Origin of the sequence: Bradyrhizobium sp. DN3 (assembly GCF_041357655.1) — a bacterium.
Lineage (GTDB): Bacteria > Pseudomonadota > Alphaproteobacteria > Rhizobiales > Xanthobacteraceae > Bradyrhizobium.
The window spans coordinates 138,932-156,681 of sequence record NZ_JAULLN010000010.1; the positions used below are offsets into that span (position 1 = coordinate 138,932).

16 protein-coding genes are annotated in these 17,750 nt (G+C 64.1%); 7 read left to right on the forward strand and 9 right to left on the reverse strand.

Translation table 11 applies throughout. From position 1 onward, the window contains the following. Positions 1–78: 78 nt before the first annotated feature. The 4 genes from AAE027_RS17025 to AAE027_RS17040 are packed head-to-tail and all read right to left on the reverse strand — an operon-like array spanning position 79 to position 3,659. Positions 79–867 (reverse strand): ABC transporter ATP-binding protein, encoded by a 789-nt coding sequence (locus tag AAE027_RS17025; RefSeq protein ID WP_370987859.1) that lies wholly within the window; start codon positions 865–867, stop codon positions 79–81. A 4-nt stretch (positions 868–871) separates the two neighbouring features. Continuing rightward, the gene (locus tag AAE027_RS17030) at positions 872–1,630 is read right to left on the reverse strand and encodes an ABC transporter ATP-binding protein (protein WP_091885373.1); all 759 of its coding nucleotides are present in this window, start codon (positions 1,628–1,630) and stop codon (positions 872–874) included. After that, entirely contained in the window at positions 1,627–2,778 is a 1,152-nt protein-coding gene (locus AAE027_RS17035) for a branched-chain amino acid ABC transporter permease (protein ID WP_091885371.1), read from the reverse strand. The genes AAE027_RS17030 and AAE027_RS17035 overlap by 4 nt, the downstream gene beginning before the upstream one ends. A gap of 5 nt (positions 2,779–2,783) precedes the next feature. Next, entirely contained in the window at positions 2,784–3,659 is an 876-nt protein-coding gene (locus AAE027_RS17040; RefSeq protein WP_091885368.1) for a branched-chain amino acid ABC transporter permease, read from the reverse strand. 251 nt (positions 3,660–3,910) lie between these two features. Between AAE027_RS17040 and AAE027_RS17045 the strand changes: the two genes are divergently transcribed. From AAE027_RS17045 to AAE027_RS17065, 5 genes are all read left to right on the forward strand, one after another. Beyond that, positions 3,911–4,660 (forward strand): ABC transporter ATP-binding protein, encoded by a 750-nt coding sequence (locus tag AAE027_RS17045; RefSeq protein ID WP_370987858.1) that lies wholly within the window; start codon positions 3,911–3,913, stop codon positions 4,658–4,660. Then, complete coding sequence (locus AAE027_RS17050) at positions 4,657–6,183, forward strand: permease (protein ID WP_370987857.1); 1,527 nt, start codon at positions 4,657–4,659, stop codon at positions 6,181–6,183. The genes AAE027_RS17045 and AAE027_RS17050 overlap by 4 nt, the downstream gene beginning before the upstream one ends. 106 nt (positions 6,184–6,289) lie before the next feature. Beyond that, on the forward strand, positions 6,290–7,105 hold the full coding sequence (locus AAE027_RS17055) for an MBL fold metallo-hydrolase (protein WP_370987856.1): 816 nt from the start codon (positions 6,290–6,292) through the stop codon (positions 7,103–7,105). A 65-nt stretch (positions 7,106–7,170) separates the two neighbouring features. Then, a complete protein-coding gene (locus AAE027_RS17060; protein ID WP_370987854.1) occupies positions 7,171–7,692 on the forward strand; it encodes a hypothetical protein in 522 nt (173 codons plus the stop codon). A gap of 321 nt (positions 7,693–8,013) precedes the next feature. After that, the gene (locus AAE027_RS17065; RefSeq protein WP_370987853.1) at positions 8,014–9,066 is read left to right on the forward strand and encodes an amidohydrolase family protein; all 1,053 of its coding nucleotides are present in this window, start codon (positions 8,014–8,016) and stop codon (positions 9,064–9,066) included. An 83-nt stretch (positions 9,067–9,149) separates the two neighbouring features. Here AAE027_RS17065 and AAE027_RS17070 read toward each other — a convergent pair whose 3' ends face one another. The 3 genes from AAE027_RS17070 to pcaB form a co-directional block, all read right to left on the reverse strand. Further along, positions 9,150–9,605 (reverse strand): cupin domain-containing protein, encoded by a 456-nt coding sequence (locus tag AAE027_RS17070; RefSeq protein ID WP_370987852.1) that lies wholly within the window; start codon positions 9,603–9,605, stop codon positions 9,150–9,152. Between the two features lie 360 nt (positions 9,606–9,965). Continuing rightward, positions 9,966–11,222: an aminopeptidase gene (locus tag AAE027_RS17075; protein ID WP_370987851.1), complete on the reverse strand. Its 1,257-nt coding sequence runs from the start codon at positions 11,220–11,222 to the stop codon at positions 9,966–9,968. 113 nt (positions 11,223–11,335) lie between these two features. After that, entirely contained in the window at positions 11,336–12,697 is a 1,362-nt protein-coding gene (gene pcaB / locus AAE027_RS17080; protein WP_370987850.1) for a 3-carboxy-cis,cis-muconate cycloisomerase, read from the reverse strand. A gap of 445 nt (positions 12,698–13,142) precedes the next feature. On the opposite strand from pcaB, the gene AAE027_RS17085 reads away from it, so the two are divergent. Continuing rightward, positions 13,143–14,702, forward strand: coding sequence for a winged helix-turn-helix domain-containing protein (locus AAE027_RS17085; RefSeq protein ID WP_370987849.1), 1,560 nt, complete (start codon positions 13,143–13,145; stop codon positions 14,700–14,702). 42 nt (positions 14,703–14,744) lie between these two features. Here the strand turns inward: AAE027_RS17085 and AAE027_RS17090 are convergent, their stop codons facing one another. Continuing rightward, positions 14,745–15,167 (reverse strand): GFA family protein, encoded by a 423-nt coding sequence (locus tag AAE027_RS17090; RefSeq protein WP_128956882.1) that lies wholly within the window; start codon positions 15,165–15,167, stop codon positions 14,745–14,747. Between the two features lie 85 nt (positions 15,168–15,252). Then, positions 15,253–16,038, reverse strand: a complete 786-nt coding sequence (mddA, locus tag AAE027_RS17095) for a methanethiol S-methyltransferase (RefSeq protein ID WP_370987848.1) — start codon at positions 16,036–16,038, stop codon at positions 15,253–15,255. A 133-nt stretch (positions 16,039–16,171) separates the two neighbouring features. Here mddA and AAE027_RS17100 point away from each other — a divergent pair, with 133 nt between their 5' ends. Next, positions 16,172–17,734, forward strand: a complete 1,563-nt coding sequence (locus AAE027_RS17100; protein ID WP_370987847.1) for a winged helix-turn-helix domain-containing protein — start codon at positions 16,172–16,174, stop codon at positions 17,732–17,734. Positions 17,735–17,750: the final 16 nt, after the last annotated feature.

The window sequence follows — 17,750 nt, forward strand, 5'->3', positions numbered from 1 at the left end:
GCGCCTCTCCTCCTTGTCGCTTTCCCTTCCGCTGCCTGCCTTGCCGGCGGTCTATGTCTTACGGAGGGGCTGTTCCATCTAACGCCACGTTTTCTTCTTTTTCCAGCGCCGTTCGCCTCTGGCGCCCGCTTCTTTGGCGCCAAGGTAAAATTCCTGGATGTCCTGGGAATGCATCAAGCGGTCGCAGGTGTCGTTCATCACGATCCGGCCGATCTCCAGCACATAGCCGTAATGCGCGGTCTCCAGCGCCACCTTGGCGTTCTGCTCGACCAGCAGGATCGACATGCCCTGCTCCTCGTTGACGCGGCGGATGATGGTGAAGATCTCCTTCACCAGCAGCGGCGACAGGCCGAGCGACGGCTCGTCGAGCAGCAACAACGTCGGCCGGTTCATCAGGGCGCGGCCGATCGCCAGCATCTGCTGCTCGCCGCCGGAGAGCTGACCGGCCGGTTGGTCGATGCGCTCCTTCAGCCGCGGAAAATAGCCGTAGACGCGCTCCAGATCTTCCGCGACGCCGTCGCGATCCCGGCGCGGATAGGCGCCCATCATCAGGTTCTCGCGCACCGAGAGGAACGGGAAGACCTCGCGCCCCTCCGGCACGTGGCTGAGGCCGAGTCGCACGATCCTGTCGGCTTCCATGCGCTGGATCGGCTTGCCCATGAACTCGATCGCGCCCTTCTGCGGATCGAGGATGCCCGAGATGGTCTTCAGCACCGTGGTCTTGCCGGCGCCATTGGCCCCGAGCAGCGTGACGATGCGGCCGCGCGGCACCTCCAGCGAGATGCCGCGGATTGCCATGATCGGCCCGTAATAGCTCTCGATGTTCGAGAGCTTCAGGATGGTCTCGGGTGTCGCGGTCACATCCATCGCCTCAGGCTCCCAGATACGCGGCGACGACGTCGGGGTGCTGCTGCACCTCGGCCGGCGAGCCCATCGCGAGCACCCGGCCGTAGTTCAGCGCGATGACGCGATCGGAGACGCGGTTGACCAGCGACATGTCGTGCTCGACCATCAGCACGGTGACACCGAGCTCGTTCTTCAAGTCGCGGATCCAGAACGACATGTCGTCGGTCTCCTCGACATTGAGGCCGGAGGACGGCTCGTCGAGCAGAATCAGCTTCGGCTCCGAGCACAGCGCGCGCGCCAGCTCGATCACCTTGCGCACGCCGTACGGCAGGCCCGAGATCAGCTTGTCGCGATAGGGTTCGAGATCGAGGAACTCGATGACCTGCTCGACCCGGCGCCGGTGCACCTTCTCGTTGGCCCGCACGCTCGGCAGGAACAGCAGATCCTGCCAGAGCTGCGTGGTGGAATGGCGGTGGCGGCCGACCAGGAGGTTGGAGAGCACGGTCGCGTTCTCGAACAGCTCGATGTTCTGGAAGGTGCGGGCGATGCCGAGCTTGGCGATGTCGTAGGGCGGCTGCTCCGTGATGTCCTGGTCCTCGAAGAAGATGCGGCCCGAGGTCGGCCGGTAGATCCGCGAGATCAGGTTGAAGATCGAGCTCTTGCCGGCGCCGTTGGGACCGATGATCGAGAGGATCTCGCCCTTCTCCACCGCGAACGAGACCGCATCGACGGCCTTGAGGCCCCCAAAATGCAGCGACAGGTTCTCGGCGCGAAAATAGCTCATCGGTTGCGCTCCGACTTCACGTAAATCTTCTGCCGCTTGAAGGTGGCGCGCTTGTAGAGCGGAAACAGCTGGAAGAAGAGCTTGATCTTGAGCCAGCGGCCGTAGAGCCCGAGCGGCTCGAACAGCACGAACAGCACGATGATGATGCCGTAGATCGCGCCTTTCAGGCCGTTGAGCGAGGCGAAGGCCGCGACTTTTGACTGGACGTTGCCCGCAGTCGTCGGGCTCGCACCAAATGTCGCGGTGATGCCGGCGATGATGCCGGGCATGTCGTCCTTGAGGTAAGTCAGGAACGGATCGATCATGACGATGAAGATCGCGCCCAGCACCGCGCCGTGCAGGCTGAAGGCGCCGCCGATCAGGATCACGATGATGAATTCGATCGAGAGCTGCAGCGTGAACATCTCCGGCGAGATGAAGGAGAGCTTATGCGCGAACAGCACGCCGGCAAGGCCGGTGATCGCTGCCGAGATCGCAAAGGACTTGACCTTGTAGAGCGCGACGTTGACGCCCATGCTGCGCGCCGCCGTCTCGGAGTCGCGGATCGCGACGAAGGCGCGCCCCGTCGGCGAACGCAACAGGTTGAGCGTGCCGACGATGGTCAGCACCAGCACGGCAAGACAGAGGAAATAGAAGGCCGGGCTGTCACGCGGGACCGTGACGCCGAGCAGCGACAACGTCTTGATCCGCATGCCCTCGTTGCCGTTGGTGACGCTCTCCCAGCGCGCCAGGACCTCCTCCACGATCAAGGCAAAGGAGATGGTGGCGATGACGAGGTAAATGCCGGTCAGGCGCAGGGCGGGAAAACCGACCATCGCGCCGATGATGCCGGTCAAGGCTCCCGCGGCGAGGAAGTAGACCGGGAACGGCACGTTGTATTTCTGCAAATAGGCCGCGGTATAGGCCCCGATCGCGAGGAACGCGGCGTGGCCGAGCGAGGCCTGGCCGGTGAACCCGGTGAGGATCAGCAGCGCCACGCCGACGGTCGCATAGATGCAGACGAAGACGAGCTGGCTCATCAGGTAGCTGGAGAGCACATAGGGCGCGATCAGCAGCAGCGCGACCAGGATGCCATAGGTGACGGCGTAGCCCGAATGCGGAAACAGCTTGATGTCGTCTTCATAGTCGGTCTTGAACAGGAAGCGCATGGCGTTCAGACCTTCTTGCGGACGTGGAGGCCGAACAGGCCTTCAGGCTTCAGGAGCAGCACGGTGAGCAGCACGATGTAGGGCGCGACGTCCTTCCAGCCTTCGGGCAAATAAAAGCCGGCCATGCTCTCGATGACGCCGATCAGCACGCCACCAACGACTGCGCCCGGGATCGAGCCGAAGCCACCGAGCACGGCGGCCGGAAACGCCTTCAGGCCGAGCACGAGGCCGACATTGGAGTGAATGAAGGTGATCGGCGCCAGCAGCACGCCGGCGCAGGTCGCGACCGCCGCGCTGATGGCCCAGACGATCGACACCACGCGCTTGACCGGAATGCCCATATAATAGGCCGCCAGCATGTTCTCGGAGCTGGCGCGCATCGCGGTGCCGAGCGTGGTCTTGTTGAAGAACAGCCAGAGCAGCGTGCACAGGATCATCGTCGCCGCGATCACCGAGAGCTTGTCGTAGGCGAGCACCAGCGAGCCCATGCGCAGCACGCCCTGGCTGAACGGCGTCTCGATCTTCAGATCGTCGGTGCCCCAGATCATGCCGGCGATCGAGCGCAGGAAATAGCCGAGCCCGATCGTCGCCATGATGATGGAGAACTGCGGATAGCCGAGGATCGGCCGGACCACCACGCGCTCGGCCAGCATGCCGAACAGTGCCATGGCGGCCACCGCACCGGCAAAGCCGATCCAGTAGTTCAGGCCCATCATGCCGATGAAGGTGAAGGCGAAGAAGCCGCCGAGCATCATCAGATCGCCCTGGGCGAAATTGACGACCTCGGTAGCCTTGTAGACGAGCACGAAGCCGAGCGCGATCAGGCCGTAGACGCAGCCGAGCGCAACACCGCTGACCAGCTGCTGAACGAAATCCAGCATCGCCGCGCATCCTCCCGATGCAACCGGCGGCTCTTCCTGACCGCCTTGTCGCATCTTGTGTCCAGTCGCTACGCAGTCGTTTCGCTGCGTCAGCGCCATTTGCCCAAGACCAATTCAGCCTGAACCGCCAAGCGCTGTCAACAAACGGTGACTTGCCTTTAGGATGACGGAATTTGTCGGCCGTAGATTCACGGTGCCGAAACATCTTCAAGTCATGGTCGCGGGCGGTGCAAAACCGGATGGTGGACGTCATGAAGCCAGGCAGCTCGGCGCTGGAAGTCCTGGGGTTAACCAAGCGTTTTGACCGTTTGGCGGTCGATGGCCTCGATCTCACCATTCATGCCGGCGAATTCTATGCCCTGGTCGGCCCCAACGGCGCCGGCAAGACCACCACCCTGCGCATGGTCGCGGGCCTGCTGCGGCCCGATGCCGGCAGCGTCTCGATCTTCGGCATCGATGCGCTCCAAAATCCTGTCGCTGCCAAGCAGATGATGGCGTGGGTGTCCGACGAGCCGATGATCTACGACAAGCTGACGCCGCTCGAATATCTCGAGTTCGTCGCCGGTCTCTGGGGCATCGCGCCGTCCAGCTCGGAACCGGTTGCGCAGGAGCTTCTCGGCTCGCTCGGCCTCGCGCAGCACCGGCACGAACGCTGTGAGGGCTTTTCCAAGGGCATGCGCCAGAAAGTGGCACTGGCCGGCGCGCTGGTGCACCATCCCCGCCTCATCATCCTCGACGAGCCGCTGACGGGGTTAGATGCCGTTTCCGCCCGCCACGTGAAGGGTCTCCTCAGCGAGCGCGTCCGCGCCGGCTGCACGGTCATCATGACCACGCATATTCTGGAGGTGGCCGAGCGCATGGCCGACCGCATCGGCGTGATCGCATCTGGGCATCTGGTCGCCGAAGGCACGCTCGACGAGCTGCGCCGGCAGAACGGCCATGCCGATACCAGCCTCGAAGACCTCTTCATCGCGCTGGTGACGCTTCCGGACGCCGCATGAGCTCGGCGACCGCGCTGTCCTGGTTCACCCGTCACGAGCTCCGGCTCGCCTGGCGCGAATGGTTCGCCATGATGACGGGCGGACGGCGCAAGCGGGCACGCGCCGCCATGATCGGCCTGCTGTTCTTCGCCGCACTCTTGCACGTGCCCGCCTGGGCCGTGATCGGCCGCTTCGCCGACCTGCAACTGCCGCTCGACAAATCCTCGTTGATCGTGATCTCGGCGACGATCTTTCTGGCCTGGACCTTGATGCTGTCGCAGGCGATCGAATCGGTGACGCGGGTGTTTTACGCCCGCGCCGATCTCGACCTCATCATGTCCTCGCCGGCCAGGCTGGCCAATCTGTTCTCGGTGCGCATTGCCGCGATCGCGCTCACCGTCACGACAATGGCGCTGCTGTTCTCGACGCCCTTCATCGACGTGCTGGTGATCGGCGGCGGTGCGCGATGGCTCAGCGCGTTCGGCGTCGTGGTCGCGATGGGCCTGTCGGCGGCGGCGATCGCGATTGCCGTCACCATTCTCCTGTTTCGGCTGATCGGCCCGGCGCGGACGCGCTTGATCGCCCAGATCCTCGCCGCGATCATCGGCGCGGGCTTCGTGATCGCGCTCCAGGTCGCCGCGATCATGTCGTACGGCACGCTGTCGCGCTTCACCATCCTGACCTCGGGTCGCGTGGCCGCCTACGCGCCCGATATCGACAGCATCTGGTGGTGGCCGGCGCGGGCGACCATGGGCGACAGCGAAGCGCTGCTGTTGCTCCTCGCGCTTGCGCTCGTGCTGCTCGGAAGCGTCATGGCGATCTTCTCACGCCGCTTTGCCGACACCGCCATCGACGCGGCGGCGAATGGCACAGCCGGCCGCGTGCGCGCCAAGGAGCGCCCGTTCCGCGGCGGATCGCGCCAGCAGGCGCTGCGGCGCAAGGAATTTTCGCTGCTCTGGCGCGATCCCTGGCTGATCTCGCAGACCCTGATGCAGCTGCTGTACCTGGTGCCACCGGCGCTGCTGCTCTGGCGAAATTTTGCCGACAGTTCGGCGGCGCTGACGCTGATCACGCCTGTCATCGTGATGGCGGCCGGACAACTCGCCGGCGGGCTTGCCTGGCTGACGATCTCAGGCGAGGACGCGCCCGACCTGGTCGCGACCGCGCCGCTGACGCCATCCAGCGTCATCCGCGCCAAGATCGAGGTGGTGCTGATCGCGACCGCCGTGATCTTCTGCCCGCTGGTGGCGGCACTGGCCTTCGCCTCGCCATTCCAGGCGGCAATCAGCGCCGGCACGATCATCATCAGCGCAGCTTCCGCCACCGCGATCCAGCTCTGGTTCCGGGTGCAGGCGCGGCGCAGCCAATTCCGCCGCCGCCAGACTTCCTCGCGGCTTGCAACGTTTGCCGAAGCCTTCTCCTCGATCGGCTGGGCCGCCAGCGCCGCGCTGCTGCTTGCTCTTCCCATCGCCGGCCTCATCAGCGGCCTGATCACAGCCAGCCTCATCGCCATCACCTGGAAGTTCAGCCCAAGGCGCGAATAAAAGACGCGGGCGAGAGGTGCGACACTGACGCGCTGTTGATCGCAGTCCATTGGCCATGTGCAGCATAGCACGCTAGACTTTCTCCGAAGTCATCGGGGACGGATGCATGTGGCGACTGGTTTCGGCGGCTCTGGCGCTGTTCGGCGTATCCCTCGCTCCTGCCCTCGCCCAGCAGCCGCCTCAGCGCAGCGAATGCCTGGCGATGGCGAACGCGGCGCCCCGCGCGCTGCCGGTCGCGTTCCGGCAGGCCGGCGGTTCAGCCGAGGTCGAGATCACCTATGCCGGCCACTCCACCTATTTCATCGATACGCCCGGGGGCCTGCGCATCGCCACCGACTATAGCGGCGCCTATCAGGTGGGACGGCGACCCGATGTCGTCACCATGAACCGGGCCCATAGCACCCACTACACGCTATTCCCGGACAAGCGCATTCCCCATGTGCTGCATGGCTGGGGCGAGGACGGCAAGCCCGCGGTGATCTCCGAGCGCATCAGCGACACCTTCATCCGCAACGTCACCACCGACATCCGCCGCTATTTCGGCGACGATTCCGGCGCCGACATGATCCGCGACGGCAACTCGATCTTCATCTTCGAGGTCGCCGGCCTCTGCATCGGTCATCTCGGCCATCTCCATCACAAGCTCGACGACAGCCATTTCGCCCAGATCGGGCGGCTCGACATCGTGATGGTGCCGATCGACGGCGCCTACACCATGTCGCTGGATGGCATCTCCGAGATCACCAAACGGCTGCGCTCCTCGGTGGTACTGCCGATGCACCGCTTCGCTACCCCGCTCGACGATTTCATGCGCCGGATCGGGCAGCAGTTCGAGATCGACCGGCGCATCGAGCGGTCGTTCCGGATCTCGCGGGATGCGCTGCCGTCGAAGCCGACGGTGATCATCCTCGACGGGGTGTGACGCGCAATTTTCTCCAAGTCCGCTGAGGCCCGCTCGTGCTGATCTCCTGGCAACAGGAGATCGACATGACAGATTTTGCGAGACTGTTGCACGCGGACGGACCGAACCCGGAGCACGCGGCGGCGCTGCAGCTTTACGGCCGTTTCGTCGGCGACTGGGACGCCGAAATCACCGCCCACGCGCCCGATGGAACCAAACACGCCGCGCCCGGCGAAATCCATTTCGGTTGGGTCCTGGAAGGGCGGGCCGTGCAGGACGTCTGGATCATCCCTCGTTCCCCAGGCAGCCCGGCCTTTCCGATCGCCGGCAATTGGTACGGCACGACGCTGCGGGTCTACGATCCCGCCATTTCCGCATGGCGGATTTCCTGGTTCGATCCCGGCCGCAGCGTGTTCCGGCAGCAGATCGGCCGTCCGCGCGGCGCGGACATCGTGCAGGAAGGCACGACCGAAGCCGGTGAGCTGACGCGCTGGAGCTTTACGGAGATCACCGGCGATTCCTTCCACTGGCTCGGCGAGGTCAAGCCTGCGACCGCAACCGATTGGCGGCTCGTCGTCGACGTGAAGGCGAAGCGGCGCAAGGCTTAAGATCGAATCGCTCTTGAATCAGTCAGCTCCGGGCGCGCTGCAACCTCTCCCGCTTGCGGGGGAGGTCGCGCCGAAGGCGCGGGTGGGGGCTCTCTCCACACTGGGAATCTCTCTGTGGCGGCACCCCCACCCCAGCCCTCCCCCGCAAGCGGGAGAGGGAGCGCACCTTCCGTGTGACGGCAATCGAGCTTCATCTAGTCGATATCGGTCACACCGCCGCTGTGCTCGCGATGACGGGTGCGGTTGCGCAACGTGCGCTGCTGCATGACGTGATGCGGTGCTAGGCTCCTCCCACAAAGAATGTGAAGGGAGCGAACGCCGATGGCCGCAAGCGGGTTGCCCGCCAACACGAGCGGGCTGTTTGTCGAGCCGCGCGAGGATTGGCTTGCGCAGCACCAGGAGGAGATCATCGATGCGGCCCGGCCGATCGTCGATCCTCACCACCATCTCTGGAATCGCGGGCATCGCTATCTGATCGAGGCGATGGCAGCCGACATCGCCTCCGGCCACAACGTCATCGCAACCGTCTATGTCGATTGCCGCTCGATGTATCGCGCGCATGGGCCAGAGGCATTCCGGCCCGTCGGCGAGGTCGAGTTCGCCAATGGCGTCGCCGCGATGAGCGCGAGCGGTGCTTACGGCAAGGCGGCGATCTGTGCGGGCATCGTCAGCCACGCCAATCTGCTGCTGGGTGACGCGGCCAAGCCGGTGCTGGAAGCGGAAATCGCGGCGGGCAACGGCCGCTTCCGCGGCATCAGGCATTCCTCGGCCTGGGACGAAGACCCCGTCGTCGCCGGCATGTATGCGAACCGGCCGAAGGGCCTGTTGCGGGATCCGACCTTCCGCAAGGGATTCGCCTGCCTCGCGCCACTGAACCTCAGCTTCGATGCCTGGCTGTTTCATCCGCAGATCGGCGAGCTCACCGAGCTTGCGCGCGCCTTCCCCGACACCAGGATCGTGCTCGACCATTGCGGCGGCCCAGTCGGCGTGGGACGCTTTGCAGGGCGGCGCGAGGAGGTGTTTGCACAGTGGCGCGCCTCGATCCGGGAGATTGCGAAATGCGAGAATGTGGTGGTTAAGCTCGGCGGGCTCGCAATGTGCCTGCTCGGCTACGACTTCCATTTGCGCGCGAGGCCGCCGTCATCCGAGGAGCTTGCCACGGCCTGGCGGCCTTATATCGAAACCTGCATCGAATCGTTCGGACCCAAACGCGCGATGTTCGAGAGCAACTTCCCGCCGGACAAAGGCCAGTGCAGCTATCAGGTGATCTTCAACGCCTTCAAGCGCATCGCATCGCCCCTGAGCGAGGCCGAGAAGACGGCGCTGTTCTCACAGACCGCGATTGATTTCTATCGGCTCGAACTGCCGTCGTGACAAGAAAAGGGGCCGGGATGTTGATCCCGACCCCTCTTCCGTCGTGGCCGCTGGGAAGCGTCCTTGAAACCTTATTGTGAGCTCTAGCCTGCACCCATGAGCGAGGCCGGACGGCGCTCGCCGCTGGAGGTGAACATCTTCTTGAGCTTGTTGACCACGCGGATCAGGAAGCCGATCATCACGGGATTGGTCTTGCGGCAGAACGCGATCTTCCTGACGTGCCCTTCGACATGCCATTTGGCATGCGCGCCGTCGCGGAAGAAAATGACGTCGCCGGGGCCGTAGCGCTTCGGCGGCATGCCGTCGCTTTCGAGCACGATCGATCCTTCCATGATCATGATCGTCTCGTCGATGTCGTAATACCAGTTGAAGCGCCCTTCGGTGCAGGCCCAGATGATGGTTTGGGCCGTGCCGTCGGCGCTGGTGGACAGGACGCGCGAGCGCGACACCGGATTACCCTCGATGATCCAGGACGGCTCGATCGGCCGCAGCTCGAGATCCACATTGCAACTACCGATTTCAATCATTGCGCGCGACATCTGTTTCCTCAGGGAATAAAATAGGTTTGGCCGGGTCGGAGCCCGGATTGTTTCCAATGATGGCCGCAACGCTAGTGACCGCCTTTTAATTCTTCCTTACGCAGGCACCGACAATCAGCCCTAAGTTGCAGGTGCGAAGCAGCTAACGTTGAGATTCCGCTGCGAATTCGCGCACATGAACCCCTCTTTTCCGGGGTGCGACAAAATGCGCGAAAGTGACCATGGAAGGAGCCAATGCCGATGCCCGTCACGCCCGAGGCTCTGACAGCCAACCGAGAAGTCGTCGCCTAGCTCGGCAGCCTCGACCTTGCGGGAGAGGTAAACCGCGCCCTGGGCCGCTATTGGATCAAATCTAGCTTGCTACTTCGCCCACTCGCCCTTGCGGAACACCGGCACCTTGCTGCCATCGGCGAGAATGCCGTCGATGTCGGTCTCGGCCGAGCCGATCATCCAGTCGATATGGATCAGGCTCTGGTTGCCGCCTTGCGCGGCGATCTGCTGCGGCGTGAGCTGCGCGCCGTTGACGAAGCATTTCGAGTAGCATTGGCCGAGCGCGATGTGGGACGCCGCATTCTCGTCGAATAGCGTGTTGTAGAACAACAGCCCGCTCTGCGAGATTGGCGAAGAATGCGGAACCAGCGCCACCTCGCCGAGGCGGCGCGCGCCCTCGTCGGTGTCGAGCACCTTGTTCAGCACCTCTGCGCCGCGCGAGGCCTTGGCATCGACGATCTTGCCGTCCTCGAAGCGCACCGCGATGTTGTCGATCAGGGTGCCCTGGTAGGACAGCGGCTTCGAGCTCACGACGTGGCCGTAGACGCGGCGGCAATGCGGCGTGGTGAAAACCTCTTCGGTCGGGATGTTGGCGTTGCAGCTGATGCCGTTCTTTGAGAGCGAGGCGCCGCCCTCCCATTCGTGGCCGTCGGCGAGGCCGATGGTGAGGTCGGTGCCGGGACCCGAATATTGCAACGCGCGAAAACGCTGACCGTTGAGCCAGTTGGTGCGCTCGCGCAGCACCGCATTGTGGCTCGCCCAATTGCTTATCGCGTCCTCGCGGTCGACGCGGGACGCGGCGAAGATCGCATCCGCGAGCTTGCCGATCGCGATGTCCTCGGGATCATTAGGAAACACCTGCTTGGCCCAGGACGGGCTCGGATAGGCGATGATGTTCCAGTTGGTATCGAAATTGACGATTTTTTCCAGCGCCGGCTGATAGGCCATGGAGTTGGCCTTGCTGGCGCGCGCCACCTTCGACGGATCCTCGCCCGACAGCAGCATCGGATTGTCGCCGACGATGGCGAGCCGCGCGGTGTTGTCCGAGAAGGCCTTCGCCATGCCCTCGTACAGCCAGCCGGCGGCACGATCGAAACTGTTGTCCTGGCCGTGGCGGTAGCGCGCCAGCGTCATCTCCTCGTCCGACAGGATCGGCGTCACGATGCCGGCACCGGCCTTGTAGGCGTGCACGGCAATCCGCCGCACCAGCGGCAGCGCGATCGCAGGCGCCGTCAGAAGAAGATCCTGCCCCGGCCGCAAGCCCAGGCCCACCTTCACCGCCACCTCGGCCAGCCGGTCGAGTTTCGCGGGATCGATGGGAGTAGCGGAATTGCGGTGATCAGTCATGCGGGGCCCTCTGCCGAAAGTCTCTCATTCAATCTAAGCCTAGCATCGCGAGGCGCAAGTGCGCGAGCACCTTACGACACCGATAAGATACGCAGTTTCACGCATATTGGTTTTCAACGCGTTGCCGATTTCAGCACCCGGTCGACCATGGCGGGGGCAAGCCCGAGGTAATTTTTCGGTGAGGTGAGCGCCTCGATCGTGGCGCGGTCGATGCGGCTCGAAACGCGGGAGTCGGATGAGAGCGCATCTGCCAGCGTCAAGCCTTTCTCATTGGCGAGCCGGCAGGCGTCATAGACCACGTCATGCGCCTCCTGCCGCCCGATCTGGGGGGCGAGCCCCATCATGACGGCTTCGGCCACGATCAGGCCGCGGCTGATGGCGAGATTGTCGTTCATCTTGGCCTCGTCCACGATGAGGCCTGCGAGCGCAAACTTCGCCTGGTGCAGCGCGCCGGCGCTCAGCACGAAGCTTTCGGGGATCGCCATCCATTCGGCGTGCCAGGGGCCGGTGGCGCGCTCGAAGTCCTGCACCATCGCGTCCAGCATCAGGCCGGCATGCTGGCGCACCGCCTTGGACGCCGCGAGCATCAGTTCGGAGGAGATCGGGTTGCGCTTCTGCGGCATGGTGGAGGAGGCGCCGCGGCCCTTGACGAAGGGCTCGTAGACTTCCGCGAATTCGGTCGAGGCCATGATCATGATGTCGAGCGCGATCTTGCCGAGCGAACCGGTGACGAGCGCCAGGAAGTTCACGGCCTCGGCAAAGCCGTCGCGCGCGACGTGCCAGGTCGAGGCGGGAACGCCGAGCTTCAGCTCGGCGCAGAGCGCCTCCTGCACCTCGAACCCCTTGTCGCCGAGCGAGGCCAGGGTGCCGGCGGCGCCGGCGAACTGGCCGACCAGGATGCGGGGCTTCAATTGCGCCAGACGCTCGGCATGGCGGTCGAACATCGCGAGCCAGATCGCGGTCTTGTAACCGAATGTCACCGGCAGCGCCTGCTGCAGATGGGTGCGGCCCGCCATCGGCGTGTCGCGATAGCGGTTGGAGAGGTCGGCGAGGATACGGCGGAGTTCGGCAATGTCCTTTTCGACGATCTCGATCGCGGCGCGCAGTTGCAAGACTACCGCGGTGTCCATGATGTCCTGTGTGGTCGCGCCCCAATGCACGTAACGGCCGGCCTCGCCGCATTGCTTCACCATCTGGTGCACTAGAGGGAGGATCGGATAGCCGACGACGTCGGTCTCCCGCCGCAATAGATCGAAATCAAGCGCGGTAACATTGGTGCGGGCCGCGATCTGGTCCGCAGCGTCCTGCGGGATCACGCCGCATCCGGCCTCCGCCTTCGCCAGCGCCACCTCGACCTCGGCATAGCGCGCCACCAGCGCAACATCGGAGAATACCTCCCGCATCTCAGGCGTGCCGAAGGCATCGCGGAACAGCATGGAGTCGAGCACGGTGGTCGAAGCGGGAAAAGCGGGCATGGGCGTTTCTTCGTGGCTGGGTGTTTTCTGTGAAGGCAGCTTACGCAGGTCGCGCTGTTCGGCAATGCCCGCCATATAGCCGATGTCGTCCTGGCGAAAGCCAGGACCCATTACCCCAAGGAGACGTTTGGCGAAGACACGCCGTCCGGTACTTCTACCGTCTGCAATCGAGAGATTCCGCGGTATGGGTCCTGGCTTTCGCCAGGACGACATCGGGGAGATGTTCGGCACTGCCGACTCCCTGCTCTTGCGGATTCAGCTGGCGGCAATCTGGCCCAAACCTCCGCATTCTATCGAGGTCGTATTCCCATCCGATACCGCATGACTGCCATCACGCGATCGTGGTGAACCTGACAGACCGTTCGGCGGACTCACAGACTTCAAGTCGTAATCCATTTTCGATTTTATTGTTGCCTGATGTCGTTGTGAGGACTGAGTTTTCGACGTGCAGTTTCTGTTCCGGGATCATCTCCTCGATACCGACCGGCGCGAGCTGAGCCGCGAGCAGGTTCCCGTTGCCGTGGAACCCCAGGTTTTCGACCTGGTCGTGCATCTCATGGAGAACCGCGACCGGGTGGTCAGCAAGGACGAGCTGATCGACAAGATCTGGCACGGCCGCAGCGTCTCCGAATCGACCTTGACCAGCCGGATCAACGCGGCGCGCAAGGCAATCGGCGACAATGGCGCGAACCAGGCGTTGATCCGCACCATCGCGCGCAAGGGCTTTCGCTTCGTCGGCGACGTCGAGGCGAAGCGTGGTGCAGCCGTTCCGGAACCCGGCCGCGGAGCACCGGCGCCGCAGACCACGCTCGCGCTGCCCGACCGGCCCGCGATCGCCGTGCTGCCCTTCACCAATATGAGCGGCGACCGCGAGCAGGATTATTTCTCGGACGGCATCAGCGAGGACATCATCACCGCGCTGTCGAAGCTGCGCTGGTTCTTCGTCGTCGCGCGCAACTCCTCCTTTGTCTACAAGGGTCGCGCCGTGCACCTCCATGAGGTCGCGCGCGAACTCGGTGTACGCTACGTGGTCGAAGGCAGCGTGCGGCGCAGCGGCGAGCGCCTGCGCATCTCGGCGCAGCTCAACGACGTCTCGACCGGCAGCCATCTTTGGGCCGAGCGCTACGACCGCGAGCTAGCCGACGTCTTCGCCGTGCAGGACGAGATCACCGAGGCGATCGTCGCGGCGATCGAGCCGCAGCTCTACGCCGCCGAGAGCTTTCGCGCTCAGCAGAAGCCGCCGGGCAGCCTGGATGCCTGGGATCTCGTGATGCGCGCATTGTCGCATTACTGGCGCATCACCCGCGAGGACAATGCCGCCGCGCAAGGGCTGCTGGAAATGGCGATCGCGATCGACCCTGCTTATGGCAAGGCGCTGGGCCTGCTCGCGACCAGCCATATCTTCGGCGCGCATATGGGCTGGGCGGACATGGCTGTAACCGTGCCGGTCGCCGAACGCGCGGCGCTGGCGGCGGTGGAGGCCGATCGCGACGACGCCTGGGCGCATCACGGCCTCGCCTATACTTATTTATTCCGCCGCCGCTTCGACGACGCACTGGCGGAGTTCGAGCTGGCTCTCAAGCTCAATCCGAATTTCGCGATGGCGTACGCCTTCTACGGCGTGACGCTGTGCTACGCGGGACGATGGCAGGACGGCGACGCCGCCGCCCGCCGCGCGCTGCGGCTGAGTCCGCGCGATCCGCTCGCCGCGATCTATTGCGGAGTTGCGGCCTATGCCCGGTTCATCGGTCGCAACTACGAAGGCGCCGTGCAGATGGCACGCGAGTCGCTGCGGCAACGCAGCGATTTCGTCGGCGCGCATCGTGTGCTGACCGCCGCCGCCGGCATGTCGGGAAGCTCGGCTCTCGCCGCGTCCGCCCTGGAAGGCCTGCGCCGCGCCCAGCCCGGCATTTCACTCGCATGGATCACGCGCGAGCTGCCGATGCTGCGCGAAGAGGATCGCGCGCATTATCTGGAAGGATTGCGGCGCGCGGGGATGGGGTGAGGACCTCTCCCTCGCACCGCTTGCGGGGAGAGGCGAAGCGACCTACTCCTGCATCATCTCACCGCTGCCGCCGAACTCGGCAGGAAAATCCTTCAGCTTGGGCAGACCGTCGCGCATCGGCAGCACCGTCTCGGCGTAATTGACGTGGACGCCGGGCGTGAACGCCAACGTCGGGATGGTGGCGGTGAAGACGTCGACAAGGCCAAGCGGCGGATGGTTGGTCATGAGATGACCGCCGCACTTCTTACAATATTTGCGCTGGCTGAGCGGCGTCTTGGCGAAGGTCTCAACGTTCTGGGCGCCTTCGGTGATGCGCACGGCTTCAGGCTTCCACAGGCTGAAGGCGTTCACCGGCCCGCCGGACCACGACCTGCAAGAGCGGCAATGGCAATAGCCCATCGCCTCCGGCGCGCCCGTGACCTCGACCGTGACCGCGCCACAGAAGCAGTTTCCGACATGTTTCATTGGTGTCTCCATGATGAAGGATCGTTATCGCGCGTCGGCGCCCCGCGCATCCTCCTTTCGGTGGACGCGCGGAACGAGGCCAAGACTATACCGATCTGCGCCAGGGAATAAGCATCGACACGCGTTGTTTGTACTGCCGGTAGTCGTCGCCGAAGAGAGCGACGAGGTCGCGCTCCTCCAGCGCAATGCCGACGAAGATGTAGAGCGTCGTCACGACGGCGAACAGCAGGTGGCCCGCGGTCATGACCGGCGCCGCCCAGAACGCGATGATGAAGCCGAGATAGATCGGATGGCGAACGAAATTGTAGAGCAGCGGCGTCTTGAACCGCGCAGGCGCCGCTTCCTTGCCGACGAGATGGTTGGCCACCTGATGCAGGCCGAACAATTCGAAATGGTTGATCATGTAGGTCGAGGTGAACACCAGCACCCAGCCTGCGAAGGACAATGTGACGAGCGTCACGGCAAGATCGGGATCCTGGGCCTCCCACATGACCGCAGGCAGCGGACGCCACTGCCAGAACAGGAGCAGCAACGACAGGCTCGCCAGCAGCACATAGGTGCTGCGCTCGACCGGTTTCGGGACGAACTGCGTCCACCAGGCCTTGAAGCTCTGACGCGCCATCACGCTGTGCTGGATGGCAAACAGCGACATCAGGAGGAGATTGACGATGACCGCCTCAACCGGCGGCGTGGCGCTTCCAGTGTCGATGGTCTTCGGCACGACCAGCCCCATGAGAAAGCCGATGGCGTAGAGAATGGTGACGAAAAACACGAGATATGCCGCAATTCCGTACAGAAAGGCGACGAACTTGAATATGCGTGAGCCCGCAACCGCCGGGCTGATCGAATGAACCTGATCAATCTGGGACATGGAAAGCTCCGTTGTGCCAAAACATCGGCACTTGTTGGTAGTCCCACCATGCACCTCGGACGGGCCTGAGACTTTAGCTGACAATTGATTTTCGCCTGAGACGCCTTTGAGTTTTGCTTGAGACGACGGAAACGTGCGATTTTGCTTTGAAAACAATGTGCTCGACGGCGACCTGCGGGAACTCACCTGCGCCGGGGTCGCCGTGCCGTTGCAGCCGCAAGTATTCGATTTGTTGCTCTATCTGGTCGCGCAACGCGCGCGTGTGGTCAGCAAGGGTGACCTGATCAGCCAGATCTGGAGCGACCGCATCGTCTCCGATTCCGCCCTGAACAGCCGAATCAACGCTGCGCGCAAGGCGATTGGCGATGACGGCGCGACCCAGCGGCTGATCAAGACCATTCCGCGCAAGGGTTTTCGTTTCGTCGGCGAAGTCCGGGAAGAAATCCGGAAAGGCCTGGCGGCTTCGTCTGCGCCCGCTGTATCCGTTCCTGCGCGGCCGCACACCGTGTCGGACCGCCCGGCGGTCGCGGTGCTCGCCTTCGAGAACATGAGCGGCGATCCCGCACAGGATTATTTCGGCGACGGAATCAGCGAGGACATCCTCACCGCGCTGTCGAAGCAGCGCTGGTTCATGGTGATCGCCCGCAACTCGTCCTTCACCTACAAGGGACGCGCGGTCCACGTCAGGCAAATCGCCGAGGAACTCGGCGTCCGCTACATCGTCGAAGGCAGCGTCCGCAAGGCGGACAACCGGGTGCGCATCACCGCGCAGCTCAACGACGCCACATCGGGCGGCCATCTCTGGGCCGAACGCTACGACCGCGAGCTCGTCGACGTCTTTGCCGTGCAGGACGAGATCACCAACGCGATCGTGGCGGCGATCGAGCCGCAGATCCATGCGGCGGAAAATTTTCGCGCTCACCGCAAGCCGCCTGCGAGCCTGGATGCCTGGGATCTGCTGATGCGGGCGCTGTCGCACTACTGGCGCGTGACGCGGCGGGATCACGAGACAGCGAAGGCGCTGCTGGAGCGCGCGATCGGGATTGATCCGAATTATGGTCAGGCGCTGTCGGTGCTGGCGGCAAACCATATGTTCGGCGTGCATCTCGGCTGGACCGAGCTTGCCACGGTGGCGCCGGTCGCGGAAGCCGCCGCACTCGCTGCCGTGCGCTGCGACCATGAGGATGCCTGGGCACATGCCGCGCTCGGGAGCGTCCTGTTCTCGACCCGTAGACTGGCCGACGCACTGTCCGAGTTCGAGCAGGCACTCGCGCTCAATCCGAACTTCTCGCTGGCGCAGGGCTATTACGCGCTGGCGCTGTCCTATGCCGGACGCTCGAAGGAGTCGTTCGAGGCGGCACAGAGGGCAATCCGGCTCTCGCCGCGCGATCCGTCGCTGGCGATCTATCACGGCATTGCCGGCTATGCGCGCTTTACCGAGCGGCACTATGACGAGGCGATCGCGCTCGCGCGCGAGGCGATCCGCCACCGCGGCGACCTCACCGGCGCCTACCGCGTGCTCGCGGTCGCCGCCGGCATGACCGGCGACGGAAAGCTTGCGGAGACCGCGCTGGGCGAGCTCCGCCGCACCCAGCCCGGCATCTCGCTGCACTGGATCGCGACGCAACTGCCGTGGGCCAATGAGGCCGACCGCGAGCACTATCTGGAGGGATTTCGGCGCGCAGGGTTGCGGTGATTCCTCTTACCCTGCC